Below are 20,375 nucleotides of genomic sequence, written 5' to 3'. Positions count from 1 at the left end.
CTCGCATAATGGCCCGATGACGCACACCGAGGACGCCGCGACCGCACATGCCTGGGCTGCACTGGGGGGCCGGAGCGAACTGGTGCCGGGGGTCTCCTACCTGGGAGCCGGAGCGGTCCTGCCGTCCCGGCTGCCGGTACGCGAACTCGCCCGCGCCAGTGTGGGAAGCGCCTCGCTCGCGGCGGCGGAACTCCTCGCGCTCCGCAACGGCATACCGGTCCCGGCCGTACGGGTGGACGAGGCGGCGGTGGCGACCGCGTTCGTCAGCGAACGCCACCTGCGGGTCAATGGCCGCACGCCCACCTCCTTCGCCCCGTTGTCCCGGTTCTGGCGGACGGCCGACGGCTGGGTCCGTACGCACGCCAACTACCCGCACCACCGGGCCCGGTTGATCCGCGCGCTCGGCATCACGGGCTCCGGTCAGGACCGGGCTCTCGTGGACGTGGTCGCGAAGGACCTGGCCGTGCGCCCGTCGCTGGAGGTCCAGGAGACCGTCTACGCCGCGGGTGGCCTCGCGGTGGCCGTGGCCCCCGAACCCGCACCGGCGGGGCTGCCGTTGATCGAGACGGCGCGCGTCGGCGAAGGCGGCTCACGGCCCCTGGCACCCGCCGCCCTTCCGGCCGACGGCGTACGGGTCCTGGACCTCACCCGCACCATCTCCGGCCCCGTCGCCACCCGCACGCTCGCCCTGCTCGGCGCCGATGTGCTGCGGGTGGACGCCCCCTGGCTCCAGGAGGACCGGGACGCGCACGCCGACACCGGGCCGGGCAAGCGCTCGACGCTGCTGGACCTCGCGGCTCCCGCCGACGCGCAGGCCTTCGAGGAGCTTCTCCGGGAGGCGGACGTGGTGGTCACCGGCTACCGGCCCGGCTCGCTCGACCGGCTCGGCCTGAGCCCCGACGCACTCCTCGCCCGGCGCCCCGGACTGATCGTCGCCCAGCTCTGCGCCTGGGGATGGAGTGGTCCGTGGTCGAAGCGGCGCGGCTTCGACAGCCTGGTCCAGGCCGGTACCGGCATCGCCGCCGTCGAGGCGACGGTCGACGGAAGCCCCGGCGCACTGCCCGCGCAGGCACTGGACCACGCGACGGGCTACCTGCTCGCCGCCGCCGTCCTGCGCGCGCTGAGCGACCGCCGCGCCGACGGCGGTGGGCGCCACCTCCGCCTCTCCCTGGCGGGCACCGCGTCCTGGCTGCTGCACGGCATCGACGCCGTCCCCGCCGAAGGCCACGGCTACGACCCCGCCCCCTGGCTCACCGAGACCCCGTCGTCCTACGGACTGCTCTCCCACGCCCTGCCCCCGGTCCAGTACGCCGGTGCCCCCGGGAGGTGGAGGCAGGCCCCGACCCCCTGGGGCAGTGACCCGGCCCGCTGGGTCTGAAGACGGCACGGACAAAGGGGCGGCGGGCCGGCCTCGGCCCACCGCCCCCGGAGCGTTCCGTGCGGACTACTGCACGATCGTGATCCGGTCCGTGGCCGGCGGGGCCAGCGGGGCGGCCGCCGTGGAGTGGGCCGCGAGGTAGGCGTTGAACAGGTCCAGGTCGGAGGGGCCGACCAGCTTGTTCGTGCCGAGGGCGAGGGCCGGGAAGCCGTCGCCGCCGCCCGCGAGGAACTCGTTCATCGCGACGCGGTAGGTCTTCGCCGGGTCGATCGCCTCGCCGTTCAGCTTGATGCTGCTCGCGGAGACGCGGGCGGCGCCCGCCTTCGTCAGGTCGAGCGTGTAGGTGAGGCCCCGCGAGATCTGGAGGATCTTCGGGCTGGCCTCGTTCAAGCCGCTGACCTGCTGCTGGAGCGCGGCGATCAGGTTGGCGCCGGACAGGTCGACGACGTTCATCATGTTGGTGAACGGCTGCACGGTGAACGACTCGCCGTACGTCACCACCCCGTCGCCCTCGCCGGAGGCGCTGGCGTGGACGAGGTCGGCGCGGATGCCGCCCGGGTTCATGAAGGCGACCTGCGCGCCGCCCTGGTCGGCGGCGGCCAGACCCTCCCGCTGGGCGTCGGCGATCAGGTTGCCGAGCGGCTTCTCCAGGGCGGTGGAGCCGCGGCCGTTGATGTCGGCGCTGATGTAGCCCTGCGGACGGCTCGCGATCGGCGCGGCCAGCGCGTTCCAGCGGGCGATGAGCGCGGTCATGTCGGAGGCCTTGGCCTGGTTGCGGCTGACGACGTGGTTCGCCGACTTCACCGACGTGCGCACGATGTCGTCGGTGCGGCGGTCGTAGGTGAGGGTCGTGTCCGTGTAGAGCTTGCCGAAGGACGCGGCCGAGGTGACCATGCGCGGCTTGCCCGCCGGGTCGGGGATGGTGCAGACGTACGCGGTGTGGGTGTGACCGGTGACGAGGGCGTCGACCTTCGGGCTGATGCCCTTGGCGATGTCCACGATCGGGCCGGAGACACCGGCGCCGGCACCCGCGCTGTCGCAGTCGTAGTTGTACGAGCCGGAGGCCGGGGCCCCGCCCTCGTGGATCAGCGCGACGATCGACTTGACGCCCTGGCGGTCCAGCTCCTTGGCGTACTTGTTGACCGTCTCGATCTCGTCGTGGAACCGGAGTCCCTTGACGCCGTTGGCGGTGACGATGTTCGGCGTACCCTCCAGGGTCACCCCGATGAAGCCGATCTTGACGCCGTTCTTCTTCCACACGTAGTACGGCTTGAGGACCGGCTTGCCGGTCTTCTCGCCGGTGACGTTGGCCGCGAGGTAGGGGAAGTCCGCGCCCTGGAACTTCGTGCCCTTCTCGTAGCAGCCGTCGACCGGGTGGCAGCCGCCGTTCTGGAGGCGGGTCAGCTCGCCGATGCCCTCGTCGAACTCGTGGTTGCCGACCGCCGTGACGTCCAGGTCCAGTCCGTTGAGCGCCTCGATCGTGGGCTCGTCGTGGAAGAGGCCGGAGAGCAGCGGGCTCGCGCCCACCATGTCGCCGCCGGCCGCCGTGACGGAGTACGGGTGCCCCTGGCGGGCGGTGCGCAGCGAGGAGGCGAGGTACTCGACGCCACCCGCGGTCACCGACTTCACGGTGCCGTCGGGCTGGATCTCGGAGACCGTGCCGGACGAGCCGGTCGGCGGCTCCAGATTGCCGTGCAGGTCGTTGAAGGAGAGCAGCTGCACGTCGACCGTGCGGGACGGCTGACCGTGGCCGTGGCCGGAGCCGTTTCCGTGGCCGTTCCCGCGGTCATGGGCGCCGGCCGGCAGCGCGGCGAGCGCGCTCACCGTGGCCACACCGGCCGCCAGGGCCATCAGCCGCCGGGCGGCGCGGTTCTTCTTCACAGTCGCTGACATCGGTCCCCTTGTGAGTGTCCAGCGTGAGGTGCGTGGTGGTGACATGCGTGGTGTTGACATGCGTGTGCCGTGTGTGCCGCAGCCTAGGGTCAACGCGCGTAGCGCGACAGGGTTTCGAGGTTACGAGCTGGTTGCCTTCCGGTGGTGGGTGTCGAGGCCCCGGAGCGCCGCACTCCCGATCAGCGCGCCGCCGCCCAGCTCCACCACGGAGAACGGCGCCTTCGTCGCGCCCCCGTCGACCGTCACCAGCCGCGAGTCCTACGTCCCGTCACCGTCGGCCGCCACGGGGCGCCGGTGGACCGCGGGGAGTTGACCGCGTCCTCGTGGAGCTCGGCCCGCGGAACCGGGAGGTTGTCCGCGCGCCGGCCCCTGAGGCCGTTCTCGCTCCCCCTCACCATGCCGGTTCCCTGTCCGAACCGGTGACCGACGACAATCGGATTCCGGCGGCCCGGGACGGCCCCCGGTGGCCGTCACCCCGCCCGTACCGCCACCGGGCGGGCCGTCCGCCGTACGCTCGTCCGTATGACGACTGACGTACCCCTCCCCGCGCCCGGCCGCGAGATCCAGACGCTGGACGTGCTCGCCCCCGGCCAGGCCGACGCCGTACTCGACCTGCTCGCGGAGGCCGCCCGGACGGACGGCCGGCAGGCGGTCTCCGAACAGGGACGGCTCTACCTCCGGGGCGGCCACCGCCCCGGCGTCCGCCACCTGTTGCTGACCAGCGGCGGCGTCCTGGCCGGGTACGCGCAGCTGGAGGACACCGACCCCGTGGAGGCCCCGGCCGCCGAGCTCGTCGTCCTCCCCGAACAGCGCGGCCTCGGCCACGGGCGGGCCCTGGGCGCCGCCCTGCTCGCAGCCAGCGGCAAGCGGCTGCGGGTGTGGGCGCACGGCGGCGGCCCGGCCGCCCGCCACCTCTCGCAGGTGCTCGGGCTCAGCCTCTTCCGCGAACTGCGCCAGCTCCGGCGCCCCCTGGTCCCGCTCGACGTCCCGGAGCCGGTGCTGCCCGAGGGCGTCACCGTGCGCACCTTCGTGCCCGGCCAGGACGACACCGCCTGGCTCGCGGTGAACAGCGCCGCGTTCGCCCACCACCCGGAGCAGGGCGCCCTCACCCAGCGGGACCTGGACGACCGCAAGGCCGAGTCCTGGTTCGACCCGAAGGGCTTCTTCCTGGCCGAGCGCGACGGTGAGCTCATCGGCTTCCACTGGACGAAGGTGCACGCCGAGGAGCAGCTGGGCGAGGTGTACGTGGTCGGCATCCGGCCCGACGCGCAGGGCGGCGGCCTCGGCAAGGCGCTGACCGCCACCGGACTGCGCCACCTGGCGTCCGAGGGCCTGCCCGTCGCGATGCTGTACGTGGACGCGGACAACGTGGCGGCCGTGACGGTGTACGAGCGGATGGGCTTCACCACCCACGAGGTGGACCTGATGTACCGCACGGAGTCGTAACCCGCTGCCCTGGCGGTCCATCACCTCCTGTGCGCGGCGGCCGGACGGTCCGCAGCGCTGTCGAACCGCCCCGGGGGCGGCGTCACTTGACGCCGCCCCCTCTTTTCCACCAGTCTTTCACTACTTAATTAGTGAAAGGGCGGTGAACGCATGGCAGGGTCCGCAGCGGTCGAGTTCCGCATCGACCGGCGCAGCGGTATCGCCACCTACCTGCAGATCGTGCAGCAGACCAAACAGGCACTCCGATTGGGCGTGCTGGAGCCGGGGGACCGGCTGCCCACCGCGCGCGAGGTCGTCGAAGCGACCGCGATCAACCCGAACACGGTGCTCAAGGCCTACCGCGAGCTGGAACGCGAAGGGCTGGTCGAGGCCCGGCGCGGCCTCGGCACCTTCGTGCGGCGCACCCTGGGCGGCGGCGCGGCGGCCGCGGTGGACACCCCGCTCCGTTCCGCACTCGCCGACTGGGTCGGCCAGGCACGCGACGCAGGTTGGGACCGGGACGACATGAGCGCACTCTTCAGCACGCTTCTGGACAGCGCATTCGAGGGGGAAACGAACGCATGACAGTCGCCGCGATCGAGGCCGACGGCCTCGGCACGACCTACCGGCGCGGGAAGGAGCACTGGGCCCTGCGCCACTGCTCCTTCCGGCTGCCCGCAGGGCGGGTCTCCGCCCTGGTCGGCTCCAACGGGGCCGGCAAGTCCACCCTGCTCGCCCTCGCCGCCGGGCTGCTCCGCCCCGCCGAGGGAACGCTGAGGGTGCTCGGCACCACCCCCGCCGAAGCCCGCGCACGCATCGGGTACGTGGCCCAGGAGAAGCCGCTCTACGGACAGTTGACCGTGGCGGAGACCCTGCGGACGGGCGCCGACCTCAACCCCGGCACCTGGGACGCCAAGGCCGCCGGGCGCTTCGTCGAAGACCTCCCGCGCGGATCCAGGGTGCGCACGCTCTCCGGCGGTTCACGCACCCGCCTCGCTCTCGCGCTCGCCCTCGGCAAGCGGCCCGAACTGCTGCTGCTGGACGAGCCGATGGCCGATCTCGATCCGCTGGTGCGCCACCGGTTGATGGGGCTGCTGATGGCGGATGCCGCCGACCGGGGGACCACCATCGTCATGTCCTCGCACGTTCTCACCGAGCTGGAGGGCGCCTGCGACCACCTCCTCCTCGTCGACGGCGGCCGGATCCGGCTCGCCGGTGGCACCGAGGAGATCCTCGCGGCGCACGCCGTCCTCACCGGGCAGGCCGCCGACCTCGCCCCGCACACGGTGGTCGAGTCGCGCACCACGGGCCGTCAGCTCACCGCACTGGTCAGGCCCGAAGGCCCGGTGGACCGTGACGCCTGGGCGGTCGCCGCCCCTTCCCTGGAGGAACTGCTGCTCGCCCACCTCCGGTCCCCCGACGCCCCGGCCCTGACGATCACCGACTCCGGCCGCGACAGCGCCCGCCACGACGACTCCCGGACGGTGACCGCGCCATGAGCACCCTCGCCCCGCCCCGACCCGCAACCGCCGCCCCAGCCACCTCACCGGGCCTGCGCGGTCCCGCGCGGGCAGTCTTCCGTCAGCACCGGCGCCCGTTCCACCTGCTGGCCCTCCTCACCGTCCTCGCCGTCGCCGGGCTGGTGGCCGTGACGCTGTGGGTCGGCCACGACGCCGACGTCTTCTCCCGCGCCGGCTGCCCGACGGGTGACACGACCCCGACCCTCACCTGCGCGCAGACCGTCCGTGACCACATGGACAGCCAGTTCCTCCTCTACCGCGCACAGCGCTGCGCCGCCCTGATGCTGACGCTCCTGCCCGCCGTGTACGGGGCGTTCATGGCGGGCCCCGCGATCGGACGGGAACTGGAGAGCGGGACCCACCGCCTCGCGTGGACCCAGTCCGTGTCGCCCGCCCGCTGGCTGACCGCGAAGCTGGCCGTCCCCGCGACGGCGGTCGTGGCAGCGACCCTCGTCCTGGGGACCGCGCGAGCCTGGGCCTCGGGAAGAGCGGAGGAGTACTCCGACAGCTGGTACGACGGGCTGCGCAGCGCGACCGGGGTGCTCCCCCTCGCCTACGCGCTCTTCGCCCTGGCCGTCGGCACCCTCGCCGGACTGCTGCTGCGCGTCACTCTCCGGTCCATGGCCGCGGCGCTGGCCGCCCAGGGCATCGCGGTGTACGGGTTCGACGCGGTACGCGCTCACCTCTGGCCGGTCGTGACGGCGACCCATCCCACCGCCTCGACCGGCGGCTTCCAGCGGGACCGGTGGGTGGTGGACACCGGCTACCTCACCCCCACCGGCGAGCGCCTGCCCGCCGGCACCTGCGTCGGCGACTCCGGGGCCGGCGAGGCGTGCCGGGACGCGCTGGGCATCACCGGCCGCTTCGTGGACTACCACCCGGAATCCCACCGCTGGCCGCTCCAGCTCGTCGAGAGCGGCGTCCTGCTCGCCGTCGCGGCCCTGGCCGTGTACACCGCGTACCGGTTGCTGCGCCGCCCGCACGCCTGATCCGGCGCGACCACCGCCGTCCCGTCCGGGCTCCACGGGGGAGAGCACGGACGGGACGCGCGCCGGTACGCACAGGTCACCCGGGAGGGGCGCTCACCGGCCCGCGGGCGCCCCCGCACGTCCCCACCCCGCGTCCCTACCGCTCCCTGCATGTCATGTCGCCGTTACCAGCCATTCAGACTCGCTTGCGACGCTCACGGAATGCAGCCAGCTGTGCCCGCCCCCCGCAACGGAAAGCCTCAGCGCCCTCCCGGACCTTCCGCGATCTTTCCCGGCTCCGACGCGCCCATAGGGCCATTCAGCGGGAAGAATGGGTCCATGAGCCAGCAGCCCAGCGCCGAGGTCCCGGTCCAGCCCGCCCAGTCGACCCCGCCGGCCCAGCCGACGGCCGGCTCGCTCGCCGCACACCGCCCGCCCGCGGTCTCCTCCGGTTCCCGGGGCGCGACGGGCTTCTCCACCTCCGCCGACCTGGACCCCGGCCTCGACGCCGACGCCGACTCCTACGAGCCGCGCCGGGACGGCGGCGGCCTGCCCCCGGACCGCTTCCTGGACCGGGAACGCAGCTGGCTCGCATTCAACGAACGCGTTCTCGAACTGGCCGAGGACCCCACGACGCCCCTCCTCGAACGGGCTAACTTCCTCGCCATCTTCGCGTCGAACCTCGACGAGTTCTTCATGGTCCGGGTCGCCGGACTCAAGCGCCGCATCGCCACCGGCGTCGCCACCCGCTCCGCCTCCGGGCTCCAGCCCCGCGAGGTGCTGGAACAGATCTGGACCCGCTCCCGCGAGCTCATGGCCCGGCACGCCGCCTGCTACCAGCAGGACATCGCCCCGGCCCTCTCCGACGAAGGCATCCAGCTGATCCGCTGGCCCGACCTCACGGAGAAGGAACAGGCCCGCCTCTTCACCTTCTTCCGCCAGCGCGTCTTCCCCGTCCTCACCCCGCTCGCGGTCGACCCGGCGCACCCCTTCCCGTACATCTCCGGCCTCTCGCTCAACCTCGCCGTCGTCGTACGCAACCCGGTCAGCGGCCACCGCCACTTCGCCCGGGTCAAGGTGCCGCCGCTGCTCACCCGGTTCCTGGAGGCGTCCCCGCAGCGCCACGTCCCCATCGAGGACGTCATCGCCGCCCACCTGGAAGAGCTCTTCCCCGGCATGGAGGTGCTCGCCCACCACATGTTCCGGGTCACCCGGAACGAGGACCTGGAGGTCGAGGAGGACGACGCCGAGAACCTCCTCCAGGCCCTGGAGAAGGAACTCATGCGGCGCCGCTTCGGCCCGCCGGTGCGCCTGGAGGTCGAGGAGTCCATCGACCCGTACGTCCTCGACCTGCTCGTCCGCGAGCTGAAGGTCACCGACGCCGAGGTCTACCCGCTCCCCGGCCCGCTCGACCTCACCGGACTCTTCGGCATAGCGTCGCTGGACCGGCAGGAGCTGAAGTACCCCAAGTTCATCGCCGGCACCCACCGCGACCTCGCCGAGGTCGAGTCCGCCTCCGCGCCGGACGTCTTCGCCGCGCTCCGCGAACGGGACGTGCTGCTCCACCACCCGTACGACTCCTTCTCCACCTCCGTCCAGGCGTTCCTGGAGCAGGCCGCGGGCGACCCCGACGTCCTCGCGATCAAGCAGACGCTCTACCGCACCTCCGGCGACTCCCCCATAGTCGACGCCCTGATCGACGCCGCCGAGTCCGGCAAGCAGGTCCTCGTCCTCGTCGAGATCAAGGCACGCTTCGACGAGCAGGCCAACATCAAGTGGGCCCGCAAGCTGGAAGAGGCCGGCTGCCACGTCGTCTACGGCCTCGTCGGGCTGAAGACCCACTGCAAGCTGTCGCTCGTCGTCCGTCAGGAGGGCGACACCCTGCGCCGCTACTCCCACGTCGGCACCGGCAACTACCACCCCAAGACGGCCCGCCTCTACGAGGACATCGGCCTGCTCACCGCGGACCCCCAGGTCGGCGCCGACCTCTCCGACCTCTTCAACCGGCTCTCCGGCTACTCCCGCCGCGAGACCTACCGCCGGCTGCTGGTCGCCCCCAAGTCGCTCCGCGACGGGCTGGTCGCCCGCGTCAACAAGGAGATCGCCCACCACCGCGCCGGACGCCCCGCCTCCGTCCGCTTCAAGGTCAACTCCATGGTCGACGAAGCGATCATCGACGCCTGCTACCGGGCCTCGCAGGCGGGCGTCCCCGTCGACATCTGGGTCCGCGGCATCTGCGCGATCCGCCCCGGCGTCCCGGGCCTCTCCGAGAACATCCGGGTCCGGTCGATACTCGGCCGCTTCCTCGAACACTCCCGGCTCTTCTCCTTCGGCAACGGGGGCGAGCCCGAGGTCTGGTTCGGCAGCGCCGACATGATGCACCGCAACCTCGACCGCCGGATCGAAGCACTGGTCCGGGTCACCGACCCCGCCCACCGGGCCGCACTCAGCCGGCTCCTGGAGACCGGCATGGCCGACACCACCTCGTCGTGGCACCTGGGCCCCGACGGCGAGTGGACCCGCCACTCCACGGACGCGGACGGCCAGCCCCTGCGGCACGTACAGGAAATGCTCATTGATGCACGGAGGCGCAGGCGTGCGACGCCCTGACCAGCAGATGCCCGGTACCGCCACGGCACTGACCGCCGAGGCGCTCCTGGCGCCGTACCTGCGGGCCCAGGCGGCCGACTTCCTGCGGAGTCTGCGCCTGCACCGCGAACAGAGTGCCCCCACGGACTCCGGCCCCCGGGGCGCGGAGGAGGCCGCCCGCGCACTGCGCCGGTCGGCCCGCCGCATCAGCGGCTCGCTGCACACGTTCAGAGGGCTCCTCGACCCCGGCTGGGCCGACCAGCTCCGCGCCGAGCTCGCCTGGCTCTCCGGCACCCTCGCGCGCGAGCACGACTGCTCCACCCGGCTGCTGCGGCTGCTCGAAGCCCTCCACCGGCTCTCCGGCGCCCACCTCCCGGCCGCCCGCACCGGCAAGGCCGGCGCCTCGGGGACCGGTCCCGCCACCGGCGGCGCGGCCACCGACCGGGCCGCCCTGGACGTCGGTGCCGCCCGCGCCGGAGCCCTGCTGGAACGCCAGCTCACCCTGGCCCGCACCCGCGCCCACTCGGCCGCCCTCCAGGCACTCGGCTCCTCCCGCTTCCACGCGGTCGCCGACTCCGTCGCCCTGCTCGCCTCCGAGGTACCGCTGACCCCCGACGCCGGCGCCCCCGCCGCGGAGACCCTCCACGGCCCCGCCGAGCACGCCCGGCAACGCCTCCTCGGCGCGGTCGACGTCCTGCCGGCCGCCGGCGCGGCCGACGTCTACAACGAGGCCCACGACGCGCACTGGCACCAGATCCGGCTGCTGCTCCGGCTGCACCGCTACGCCCGCGAAGTGGTCGCGGGCCGACCCGACCCGGTCCTCACCGGCCCGGAACGCGCCCTCGACCTGCACCGGGAAGCCGCCGAGGCCGCCTCGGCCGCCTCGGCGGCGGCTCGCACCCCGCGCATCGCCCCCGCCACCGCGTACGCCCTGGGCGTGCTCCACGCCGACCAGCGCCACGAGGTGGACGCCGCCCGCTGCGTCTTCCGCGAGACCTGGCCCTACGCCCCGGCCGTGGCGGCGCCATGAGCGCCCCCGGGCCGGTGCTCGCCGCCGGCTGCGTGCTCTGGCGCCGCTCACCCGAGGGCGGCGGGCTGGAGGTGTGCCTCGTCCACCGGCCGCGGTACGACGACTGGTCGCACCCCAAGGGCAAGCTGAAGCGCGGCGAGAACGCACGGGACGCGGCGGTCCGCGAGGTACTGGAGGAGACCGGGCACCACTGCACCCCCGGCACCCCGCTGCCCACCCTGCGGTACGAGGTGAACGGGCACCCCAAGGAGGTCCTCTACTGGGAGGCCCCGGCCACGGGCGGCTCGTTCGTGCCCAACGACGAGGTCGACCGCATCGCCTGGCTCTCCCCCGCCGCCGCACGCGCCCGGCTGACCCGTCCCGCCGACCGGGTCCCCCTCGACGCGCTGATCAGCGCCGCCCGGACCGTGTCCGACCCGGGCGCCTGACCCGGACAGCGGGCCCGTGAGCGGTACGCGACCCGCGTCCCGGCCCGCCGCTCCACCGGCGCCCCTGCCCCGCAGGGCCCCGACGCCCCGCGGCCCCACCCGGCCGTCGGGGCCGCGGGGCGTACCGTCGCGTGCGGCACGCCCCGGGCAACCCCGCACCGCCCGACACGGTTCACCTTCCGTTCACTCCGCCCCGTAGGCGGCTTCACCTGTTCTGCCTAATTTCGGACGTACACGGTGCGAGGCGCTCAGCCAACCCACCACTCCTCATCGCACGCCGTCGTAGAACGTACCGACCACGGCGGCTTCTGGAAGGAAACACCCGAAAGTGAAGCTTCAGCGCAAGAACCGGCTTCGTGCCACCGCGCTCGGTGCCCTCGCCGTCTCCGGCGCCCTGGTCCTCACGGCGTGCGGTTCGGACGACAACACCAGCAACGACACGACGGGCGGCAGCAGCAGCGCGGCCTCGGCCCCCGCCGCCTCGGACATCTCCTGCGACGGCGCGACCGGCCAGCTGCTGGCTTCCGGTTCCAGCGCGCAGAAGAACGCCGTCGACCTCTGGGTCAAGAACTACATGGCCGCCTGTCCCGGCGTCGAGGTCAACTACAAGTCCTCCTCCTCCGGCGAAGGCATCATCGCCTTCAACCAGGGCTCCGTCGGCTTCGCCGGCTCCGACTCCGCGCTCAAGCCGGAAGAGGTCGCCGACTCGAAGAAGATCTGCAAGACCGGTCAGGGCATCAACCTCCCGATGGTCGGCGGTCCGATCGCGATCGGCTTCCACCTCGAAGGTGTCGACAGCCTGACGCTGGACGCCCCCACCCTCGCCAAGATCTTCGACACGAAGATCAAGAAGTGGAACGACGAGGCCATCGCCAAGCTCAACCCGGGCGTCGACCTGCCGGACAAGGCGATCCAGCCCTTCCACCGCTCCGAGGACTCCGGCACCACGCAGAACCTCGGCAAGTACCTCGCCGCCACCGCCGGTGACAACTGGAAGTACGAGCCCGAGAAGAAGTGGCCGGCCCCCGGTGGCCAGGCCGCGAGCGGCTCCTCAGGCGTCGCCACCCAGGTGAAGCAGGTCGACGGCTCGATCGGTTACTTCGAGCTCTCCTACGCCACCTCGCAGTCGATCTCCACCGTCGACATCAACACCGGCGCGGCCGCCCCGGTCAAGGCCTCCTCGGAGAACGCCTCCACCGCCATCGCCGCCGCCAAGATCAAGGGCACCGGCAAGGACCTGGCGCTCGACCTCGACTACACCACCAAGGCCGAGGGCGCCTACCCGATCGTCCTGGTCACGTACGAGGTCGTCTGCGACACCGGCAACAAGGCCGAGACCCTCCCGACGGTCAAGTCCTTCCTGACCTACACCGCTTCGGACGCGGGCCAGAAGGTCCTCACCGAGGCCGGCTACGCCCCGATCCCGGCCGAGATCAACGCGAAGGTCCGCGAGACCATCGCCGCCCTCTCGTAACCACACCTCCGCTCCGGCGGAACCCCGTGCGGTCCGGTCCTCCCAGCCGGACCGGGCCGCACGGACCCGTACGACCGGCTCCCGGTCCGGCGGGCGCCCCGCGCGGGGCGCCCGCCGCCGGCCGCCGCGCAATCCCATCCGGTGCACCGCCGCCAGGGGAGCCCCGCTCCCTCACACAGACCGGAAAGACCATGGCCTCCACCACACCGATAGACAGTCCGCCGGCGCCGCCGGCCCGTCAGGTCCCTCCGGCGAAGTCCACCGGGCGCGCCGGCGACAAAGTCTTCCTGGGGCTCTCCCGGGGTTCGGGCATCCTGCTGCTCGTGATCATGGCGTCCATCGCCGTGTTCCTCACCTACCGCGCCGTACTCGCCGTCTCGAAGGACGAAGGCAACTTCCTCACCACCTTCGACTGGAACCCGGCGGGCGACCCGCCGGTCTTCGGCATCGCGGTCCTGCTCTTCGGCACCGTCGTCAGCTCGATCGTCGCGATGGTCATCGCGGTCCCGATCGCCGTCGGCATCGCCCTCTTCATCTCGCACTACGCGCCGCGCAAGCTGGCCGCGCCGCTCGCCTACGTCGTCGACCTGCTCGCCGCGGTCCCCTCGATCGTCTACGGCATCTGGGGCGCCCTCGTCCTGGTCCCGAACCTGGAGGGGCTCAACCTCTGGCTCGACCAGTTCTTCGGCTGGACCTACCTCTTCGAGAAGACCGAGGTCGGCGTCGCCCGCTCGCTCTTCACCGTCGGCATCCTGCTCGCGATCATGATCCTGCCGATCGTGACCAGCGTCAGCCGCGAGGTCTTCCTCCAGGTCCCGAAGATGAACGAGGAAGCCGCCCTGGCCCTCGGCGCCACCCGCTGGGAGGTCATCCGCCTCTCGGTGCTGCCCTTCGGCCGCTCCGGCGTGATCTCCGCCTCGATGCTCGGCCTCGGCCGCGCCCTCGGCGAGACGATGGCCGTCGCCACCGTCCTGTCGCCGAGCTTCCTCATCTCGTTCCACCTGCTCAACCCGGGCGGCGGCACCTTCGCCCAGAACATCGCCGCGAAGTTCGACGAGGCCAACCAGCTCGGGCGTGACGCCCTGATCGCTTCCGGTCTCGTCCTCTTCGTGCTCACCCTGCTGGTCAACGGCGCGGCCCGGCTCATCATCGCCCGCCGCAAGGAGTACTCGGGGGCCAACGCATGAGCCACGCACCGACCGGCGTCCAGGACCGTCCGACGCCCACGCCCCCGTCCGCCGGCAACCTCAGCCGCCGCGCCCTCCCGCGCTGGGCGCCGCTCGGGTTCGCCGTCGCCGCGATCGTCCTCGGTGTCGGCATCGGCACCGCGGCCGGCCTGGACAGCCGCGTGCAGTGGGGCCTGATCTCCGCCCTGCTCTTCCTCGCGATCTCCTACGTCACCACCACCGCGGTGGAGAACCAGCGCCAGGCGAAGGACCGCCTCGCGACCAGCGTGGTCTGGGTCTGCTTCATCCTCGCGATCATCCCGCTCGCCTCCCTCATCTGGACGACGGTGAGCCGGGGCGCGAAGGTCCTCGACGGCTACTTCCTCTCCCACTCGATGGCCGGGGTGCTCTCCACCGAGGCGGGCGGCGGCGTCTACCACGCGCTGGTCGGCACCCTGGAGCAGGTCGGCATCGCGACCGTCATCTCCGCCCCGATCGGCCTGCTGACCGCCGTCTACCTGGTGGAGTACGGCAAGGGCGCGCTCGCCAAGGCCGTCACCTTCTTCGTCGACGTGATGACGGGCATCCCCTCCATCGTCGCCGGCCTCTTCATCCTGTCGATCATGCTCATGACCGACCTGGGGCCCTCCGGCATGCTGGGCGCGCTCGCCCTGACGATCCTGATGATCCCGGTCGTGGTCCGCTCCACCGAGGAGATGCTCAAGCTCGTCCCCAACGAGCTGCGCGAGGCGTCGCTCGCCCTCGGCATCCCGAAGTGGCGCACCATCCTGAAGGTGGTCCTGCCGACCGCGATCGGCGGCATCACCACGGGCGTCATGCTCGCCATCGCCCGTGTCGCCGGTGAGACCGCGCCGATCATCCTGCTGGTCTTCGGCAGCCAGCTGATCAACACGAACCCCTTCGAAGGTCCGCAGTCGTCGCTCCCCTTCTACATCTGGGAGCAGTACAAGGTCGGCTCCGAGGCGTCGTACGACCGTGCCTGGGGCGCCGCTCTGGTGCTGATCGCCTTCGTCATGATCCTCAATCTGGTGGCCCGCGGCATCGCCCGCTGGAAAGCCCCGCAGCACTGAATATGCGGCTCCGCCGCGTGGCCGGCCGCTGACGCGGCCAACAGAAAGAAGCAGTGATTCAGATGGCCAAGCGCATCGACATCAGCGGCCTCACCGCCTACTACGGCAGCCACAAGGCCATCGAGGACATCTCGATGACCGTGGAACCCCGCTCCGTGACCGCTTTCATCGGCCCGTCCGGCTGCGGCAAGTCCACCTTCCTGCGCACCCTGAACCGGATGCACGAGGTCACCCCCGGGGGCCGCGTCGAGGGCAAGGTGATGCTCGACGACGAGAACCTGTACGGCTCGAACGTCGACCCGGTCACCGTGCGCCGCACGGTCGGCATGGTCTTCCAGCGCCCCAACCCGTTCCCGACCATGTCGATCTTCGACAACGTCGCGGCGGGCCTGCGGCTGAACGGCACGTACCGCAAGAACGAGCTGAACGACGTCGTCGAGAAGTCGCTCCAGGGCGCCAACCTCTGGAACGAGGTCAAGGACCGCCTGAACAAGCCGGGCTCCGGCCTCTCCGGCGGCCAGCAGCAGCGGCTCTGCATCGCCCGCGCCATCGCGGTCGAGCCCGAGGTCCTGCTGATGGACGAGCCCTGCTCGGCGCTCGACCCGATCTCGACCCTCGCGGTCGAGGACCTGATCAGCGAGTTGAAGGAGCGCTTCACGATCGTCATCGTGACGCACAACATGCAGCAGGCGGCGCGCGTCTCCGACCGCACGGCCTTCTTCAACCTCTCCGCGGTCGGCATGCCGGGCCGCCTCATCGAGATAGACGAGACGGAACGGATCTTCTCCAACCCGTCGGTCCAGGCCACCGAGGACTACATCTCGGGCCGCTTCGGATAGACCGGAACCCCCGCCGCCCCGGACACCTCCGGCGGCGGGCCTTCCCCCAGACTGCCTCGCGGTGCTGCATGGCGGTGCCACCGCGAGGCGGAAAAGGGGCCGCCCCCGTTCTCCTGGAGGAGAACGGGGGCGGCCCCACATCCGGAACCCGTCGGTACGGGCGTCCGCGGTCGTCGGCGTCGGCGTCCACGGGGTGAGCGCTCACGGGCCCAGCACGCACGGGCTCAGCGCTCGCGGGCTCAGCGCTCGCGGACCCAGCCGTTACGGGCGTCAGCCGAAGAGCAGGTAGACGACGCCGTAACTCGCCGCGGCGACGAGCGCCGCCGCCGGCATGGTGATGAACCAGCCCAGGATGATGTTCTTGGCGACACCCCAGCGGACCGCGTTGACCCGCTTCGTCGCACCGACACCCATGATCGCGGAGGTGATGACGTGCGTGGTGGAGATCGGGGCGTGGAAGAGGAAGGACGAACCGAACATGATCGACGCGCCGGTCATCTCGGCCGCGAAACCCTGCGGCGGGTCCAGCTCGATGATCTTCCGGCCGAGTGTCCGCATGATGCGCCAGCCGCCCGCGTACGTACCGAGCGAGAGCATCAGCGCACAGACGATCTTGACCCAGACCGGGATCTCGTCGTTCGGGCCCTCGACGTCGGCGATGACCAGGGCCATCACGACGATGCCCATCGTCTTCTGCGCGTCCTGGAGACCGTGACCGAGCGCCATGGCCGCCGCCGAGACCGTCTGCGCGATCCGGAAACCGCGCTTGGCCTTGTGCGGGTTGGACCTCCGGAACATCCACATGATCGCGACCATGAACAGGTAACCGACGACCAGGCCCACGAACGGGGAGAGGAACATCGGGATGACGATCTTCTCCAGCACTCCGTCCCAGTGCACCAGCGTGCCGCCGGCCAGCGCCGCACCGACCATGCCGCCGAAGAGCGCGTGCGAGGAGGAGGACGGCAGGCCGAAGTACCAGGTGACGAGGTTCCAGACGATCGCGCCGACCAGCGCCGCGAAGAGGATGCCCATCCCCTTCTGGCCCTCGGGCGTGGCGATGAGCCCCTCACTGACCGTCTTCGCGACCCCCTGTCCGAGGAACGCGCCGGCCAGGTTCATCACCGCGGCCATCCCCAGGGCCGCCCGCGGGGTCAGCGCGCGGGTGGAGACCGAGGTGGCGATGGCGTTCGCGGAGTCGTGGAAGCCGTTCGTATACGTGAAGCCGAGCGCGACACCGATGGTCACGATCAGCGCAAAGGTGTCCACGAGGTTCAGGACTCCTTGACCGCGATGGTCTCCACGGTGTTGGCGACGTGCTCGAACGCGTCGGCCGCCTCTTCCAGCACGTCCACGATCTGCTTCAGCTTCAGCACCTCCATGGCGTCGTACTTGCCGTTGAAGAGCTGGGCGAGCAGCTTGCGGTGGATCTGGTCCGCCTGGTTCTCCAGCCGGTTGACCTCGATCCAGTACTCGGTGAGGTTGTCCATGGTCCGCAGCCCCGGCATGGCCTCGGCGGTCAGCTCCGCCGCCCTGGCCAGCACCTCGATCTGCTGCTCGACACCCTTGGGGAGCTCCTCGACCTGGTACAGGACGACCAGGTCGACGGCCTCCTCCATGAAGTCCATGATGTCGTCGAGCGAGGACGCGAGGTTGTAGATGTCCTCGCGGTCGAACGGCGTGATGAAGGAGGAGTTCAGCTGGTGGAAGATCGCGTGGGTGGCGTCGTCCCCCGCGTGTTCCGCCGCCCGCATGCGCTCCGCGATCTCGGCCCGGGAGGAAGAATCCGCTCCGAGCAGTTCCATCAGGAGTTTCGAGCCCGTGACGATGTTGTCCGCTGATGCGGAGAACATGTCGTAGAAGCTCGTCTCCCTGGGGGTCAGACGAAAGCGCACGTGGGGTCCTCGGGGTGCTTTGGATTCGGTCAGGCTGATGCTAGGCGCATCATCCGGCCACGGCTAACCGGCGTCATTCAGTGTCGCCCATCGACCCGCGTGATCAGCACGGCCCCCGGGTCACGTTTCGGCTCGATTCGTTACCATATACCCACCCGGGGTATACCGGCCCTTGAGAGTCCTGGGGTCGGCCACCCCGCGTCCGGGCCGGTCGGAGCGGGTACGTCAGCCCGTACGGCCGCCGGCTGGCCCGGACTCGCACACCAACGGGAGGACCCCATGACCGCCACCGAGGCCCCCGGGCCCGCGGGACCCACGCCCCCGGAGACCGCCACGAGCCCGGCCGCGCCCCCGGCGGAGATCGTCACCGACCATGACCGGGGCATCCACGGCTATCACCATCAGAAGGACGAGCACCTCAAGCGGCTGCGCCGGATCGAGGGCCAGATCCGCGGCCTCCAGCGCATGGTCGACGAGGACACCTACTGCATCGACATACTCACCCAGGTCTCGGCGTCCACCAAGGCGCTGCAGTCCTTCGCGCTCCAACTGCTGGAGGAACACCTCCGCCACTGCGTCGCGGACGCCGCCGTCAAGGGCGGCGACGAGATCGACGCGAAGGTCGAGGAGGCCACCAAGGCCATCGCCCGCCTGCTGCGTACCTGAGGTCCGCGTACGGAGAAGCGGGCCGGGGCCCGACGTGCACGCGGGGTGCGCGGGCCCGGGTCGCGGGATCCGGGGCCGGGCCCTCTCCGTCAGGTCCGGCGCTCGGTCCGGAACTCCGTCCGGCGCTCCGTCCGGCGCGGGACGTCGGCCGCGCCGGGGACCTCGCCCGCGTTGAGCACCTCGTCGATGCGGTCCGGGCTGAGCCGGTCCTCGGGGCTGGACGCCGCGGCGATCATCAGCTCGCCGCAGAGCTCGATCTCGGCGAGAGCCACGTATTCCTGCGCGTTCGGAGCGCTGAGCGTCACCACCTGCGTCACCTCTCTCTGCCGTCGCCGGCCCTTGGCGCACAGGCTCCAAGCCTAGGGATCGTCAAGCGCCGCGCGCATGACACGGACGGGCCATTTCGGCCGCTTCCAAGGGGGCCGCTCTCCCCCGCCGAACACCCGTGCACCCGGTCGGCGCCGAGGGAAATCGGCCCGCCGACGACGGAACGAGCGGCGAGAACCAGCCATCGGCGACGGGGGCGCTGCTCCCCCGGCACTGCTCCCGCCACCGTCCGTACCGCCGTCGTCACCCGTGTCTCGGCCGCCTTCGCCACCCGTGTCTTGGCCGCCGTCGCCGCCGCCGCACCGGCTGCCGTCGCCACCGCCGCCTCAGCTCTGCCGGATCTCGCCCGTGTAGAGGTCCGCCCGGTTCGGCAGCTCCACGGTGACCGGTGTCCCGAAGCCGTACAGGAGCATCGTCGAGACGACCGTCACCGCCGGTCCCTCGGCCGCGAAGGTGAAGCGGTGACGGACCTTCCGCAGCCGGCCCTCGTCGTCGAGGTACGCGTCGAAGGGCACCGCGTGCGTACGGAACCCGTCCGCCGCCGCGTTCAGCGCCGCCTTCGACAGCGACGAGGCGGCCCCCGCCGCGCTGCCGATGTCGGCCGTCCCCCGGTAGTGCCGGACCCCGACGCCCGCCAGCTCCGTCCGCCCCACGTACGTCACGCCCCGCGCCCGGCGCAGCAGCTCGGCGGCGGCCATCGGGTCGGTGACCCCGCCGGTGACGAGGTTGCCGTCCGCCAGCACCGTGGTGTCGATCCGCACCCACTTGCCCTCGGGGACGCCCGCGCCCCGGTTCTTCATGTAGAGCGCTCCGGGCGTCAGCAGCTCGGTGATCGGCCGGTGCTCGTCCGATCCGGCCGCGTCCTTCGGCAGCACCACCTTGATGCGGCCGAGCTGCTTGCCGAAGTCGTACGCCCCCTGCCCCCGGATCGTGACCCGCGTGCCACCGGCCGAGGTCTCCATCGAGGTGTTCGTCTCCGCCCCACCGGATGCGGCGAGCACGTCCGCGGCCCGGTCGAGCACCTGGCCGGGCGGCTCGCCCGCAGGAGCGCCCTCGACGGTCCCGCTCCCCCCACCGGAGCAGCCGGCGAGCACCGCGAGCGCCCCCGCCACGGCCAGCGCGCGGACAGCCAGTGCCGCGCCTTCGCACCTGTGCTGCCGCACCACCATCGCCTGCCAATCCCCAACGACCTCACGCCGGAACCGGGCCCTCGCCCGTTCCGCATAACGACGGCCCCCGTCCCCCGTCACGGCGGGCCACCCCGATCGGCGGCGGGCACCCCGGCACCCCTCCCGCCCGGACGGCCCCGCCAGTACCGTGGGCGCGTGCATCAGGAAGCTTTTCCCCCCGTCCGGCGCACCCCGGCGCGCACCGCCCGGCCGGACGGCCCCGCCGCCCCGCCTCCCACCGTTCCCGCTGGTCAGGACCACACCACCAGCACCACCGAGCGGGGCTCGTTCTGCCTCGCCCGCTGTACCTGCGGCTGGTCCGGACCGGCCCGCCGCTCGCGCGACCTGGCCCGAACCGACGCCGAACGTCACCGCACGGCCGCCTGACCGGCCGCGCGCCCCCGATCCCCGGCCTCTGTCCCCCGCCCCTGCCTCCCGTCCCCCCGATCCCACCGCGCCGGGCCCACCGGACCGGCCGGGCGTACCGCGCCGAGCCCACCCGACCGGCCAGGCGTAC

At 71.9% G+C, this 20,375-nt stretch carries 20 protein-coding genes; 14 read left to right on the top strand and 6 right to left on the bottom strand.

Features of this window, described 5'->3' with window-relative positions; genetic code table 11:
• Positions 1-16: 16 nt before the first annotated feature.
• Positions 17-1,378 carry a CoA transferase gene (locus PZB77_RS16960; protein WP_275493441.1) on the top strand — a complete coding sequence of 454 codons (1,362 nt, stop codon included), beginning with the start codon at positions 17-19 and terminating at the stop codon, positions 1,376-1,378.
• 66 nt (positions 1,379-1,444) lie between these two features.
• Here PZB77_RS16960 and PZB77_RS16955 read toward each other — a convergent pair whose 3' ends face one another.
• Both PZB77_RS16955 and PZB77_RS16950 read right to left on the bottom strand, forming a co-directional pair.
• Positions 1,445-3,271 carry a bifunctional metallophosphatase/5'-nucleotidase gene (locus tag PZB77_RS16955; protein WP_275493440.1) on the bottom strand — a complete coding sequence of 609 codons (1,827 nt, stop codon included), beginning with the start codon at positions 3,269-3,271 and terminating at the stop codon, positions 1,445-1,447.
• Between the two features lie 120 nt (positions 3,272-3,391).
• Positions 3,392-3,517, bottom strand: coding sequence for a hypothetical protein (locus PZB77_RS16950; protein ID WP_275493439.1), 126 nt, complete (start codon positions 3,515-3,517; stop codon positions 3,392-3,394).
• A gap of 276 nt (positions 3,518-3,793) precedes the next feature.
• Between PZB77_RS16950 and mshD the strand changes: the two genes are divergently transcribed.
• From mshD to pstB, 11 genes are all read left to right on the top strand, one after another.
• Entirely contained in the window at positions 3,794-4,717 is a 924-nt protein-coding gene (gene mshD, locus PZB77_RS16945) for a mycothiol synthase (protein ID WP_275493438.1), read from the top strand.
• A 150-nt stretch (positions 4,718-4,867) separates the two neighbouring features.
• Positions 4,868-5,281, top strand: a complete 414-nt coding sequence (locus PZB77_RS16940) for a GntR family transcriptional regulator (protein ID WP_275493437.1) — start codon at positions 4,868-4,870, stop codon at positions 5,279-5,281.
• Positions 5,278-6,195 carry an ABC transporter ATP-binding protein gene (locus PZB77_RS16935; protein ID WP_275493436.1) on the top strand — a complete coding sequence of 306 codons (918 nt, stop codon included), beginning with the start codon at positions 5,278-5,280 and terminating at the stop codon, positions 6,193-6,195. Before PZB77_RS16940 ends, PZB77_RS16935 begins: the two co-directional genes overlap by 4 nt.
• Entirely contained in the window at positions 6,192-7,205 is a 1,014-nt protein-coding gene (locus tag PZB77_RS16930) for an ABC transporter permease subunit (protein WP_275493435.1), read from the top strand. Before PZB77_RS16935 ends, PZB77_RS16930 begins: the two co-directional genes overlap by 4 nt.
• Positions 7,206-7,523: 318 nt before the next feature.
• The gene (locus PZB77_RS16925) at positions 7,524-9,794 is read left to right on the top strand and encodes an RNA degradosome polyphosphate kinase (RefSeq protein ID WP_275493434.1); all 2,271 of its coding nucleotides are present in this window, start codon (positions 7,524-7,526) and stop codon (positions 9,792-9,794) included.
• Positions 9,763-10,803: a CHAD domain-containing protein gene (locus PZB77_RS16920; RefSeq protein ID WP_275493433.1), complete on the top strand. Its 1,041-nt coding sequence runs from the start codon at positions 9,763-9,765 to the stop codon at positions 10,801-10,803. The genes PZB77_RS16925 and PZB77_RS16920 overlap by 32 nt, the downstream gene beginning before the upstream one ends.
• A complete protein-coding gene (locus tag PZB77_RS16915) occupies positions 10,800-11,231 on the top strand; it encodes an NUDIX hydrolase (RefSeq protein ID WP_275493432.1) in 432 nt (143 codons plus the stop codon). Before PZB77_RS16920 ends, PZB77_RS16915 begins: the two co-directional genes overlap by 4 nt.
• Positions 11,232-11,559: 328 nt before the next feature.
• On the top strand, positions 11,560-12,705 hold the full coding sequence (pstS, locus tag PZB77_RS16910; protein WP_275493431.1) for a phosphate ABC transporter substrate-binding protein PstS: 1,146 nt from the start codon (positions 11,560-11,562) through the stop codon (positions 12,703-12,705).
• A 191-nt stretch (positions 12,706-12,896) separates the two neighbouring features.
• On the top strand, positions 12,897-13,892 hold the full coding sequence (gene pstC / locus PZB77_RS16905) for a phosphate ABC transporter permease subunit PstC (protein WP_275493430.1): 996 nt from the start codon (positions 12,897-12,899) through the stop codon (positions 13,890-13,892).
• Positions 13,889-14,962, top strand: coding sequence for a phosphate ABC transporter permease PstA (pstA, locus tag PZB77_RS16900; RefSeq protein ID WP_275493429.1), 1,074 nt, complete (start codon positions 13,889-13,891; stop codon positions 14,960-14,962). Before pstC ends, pstA begins: the two co-directional genes overlap by 4 nt.
• Positions 14,963-15,024: 62 nt before the next feature.
• Entirely contained in the window at positions 15,025-15,801 is a 777-nt protein-coding gene (pstB, locus tag PZB77_RS16895; RefSeq protein WP_275493428.1) for a phosphate ABC transporter ATP-binding protein PstB, read from the top strand.
• Between the two features lie 270 nt (positions 15,802-16,071).
• Here the strand turns inward: pstB and PZB77_RS16890 are convergent, their stop codons facing one another.
• Together PZB77_RS16890 and PZB77_RS16885 are read right to left on the bottom strand one after the other, a co-directional pair.
• Positions 16,072-17,070, bottom strand: coding sequence for an inorganic phosphate transporter (locus PZB77_RS16890; RefSeq protein WP_275493427.1), 999 nt, complete (start codon positions 17,068-17,070; stop codon positions 16,072-16,074).
• A gap of 5 nt (positions 17,071-17,075) precedes the next feature.
• Positions 17,076-17,696, bottom strand: a complete 621-nt coding sequence (locus tag PZB77_RS16885; protein WP_275493426.1) for a DUF47 family protein — start codon at positions 17,694-17,696, stop codon at positions 17,076-17,078.
• A gap of 279 nt (positions 17,697-17,975) precedes the next feature.
• Between PZB77_RS16885 and PZB77_RS16880 the strand changes: the two genes are divergently transcribed.
• Positions 17,976-18,362 (top strand): metal-sensitive transcriptional regulator, encoded by a 387-nt coding sequence (locus tag PZB77_RS16880; protein ID WP_275493425.1) that lies wholly within the window; start codon positions 17,976-17,978, stop codon positions 18,360-18,362.
• 89 nt (positions 18,363-18,451) lie between these two features.
• On the opposite strand, the gene PZB77_RS16875 is transcribed toward PZB77_RS16880, so the two are convergent.
• Complete coding sequence (locus tag PZB77_RS16875) at positions 18,452-18,679, bottom strand: hypothetical protein (protein WP_275493424.1); 228 nt, start codon at positions 18,677-18,679, stop codon at positions 18,452-18,454.
• Between the two features lie 336 nt (positions 18,680-19,015).
• Complete coding sequence (locus PZB77_RS16870) at positions 19,016-19,858, bottom strand: hypothetical protein (protein WP_275493423.1); 843 nt, start codon at positions 19,856-19,858, stop codon at positions 19,016-19,018.
• Positions 19,859-20,014: 156 nt separating this feature from the next.
• Here PZB77_RS16870 and PZB77_RS16865 point away from each other — a divergent pair, with 156 nt between their 5' ends.
• Positions 20,015-20,245, top strand: a complete 231-nt coding sequence (locus tag PZB77_RS16865; RefSeq protein ID WP_275493422.1) for a hypothetical protein — start codon at positions 20,015-20,017, stop codon at positions 20,243-20,245.
• Positions 20,246-20,375: the final 130 nt, after the last annotated feature.

This window comes from Streptomyces sp. AM 2-1-1 (assembly GCF_029167645.1).
Classification (GTDB): domain Bacteria; phylum Actinomycetota; class Actinomycetes; order Streptomycetales; family Streptomycetaceae; genus Streptomyces.
Note: the sequence above shows the minus strand (reverse complement) of the source record. Positions and strands in the feature narration are given on the sequence as shown.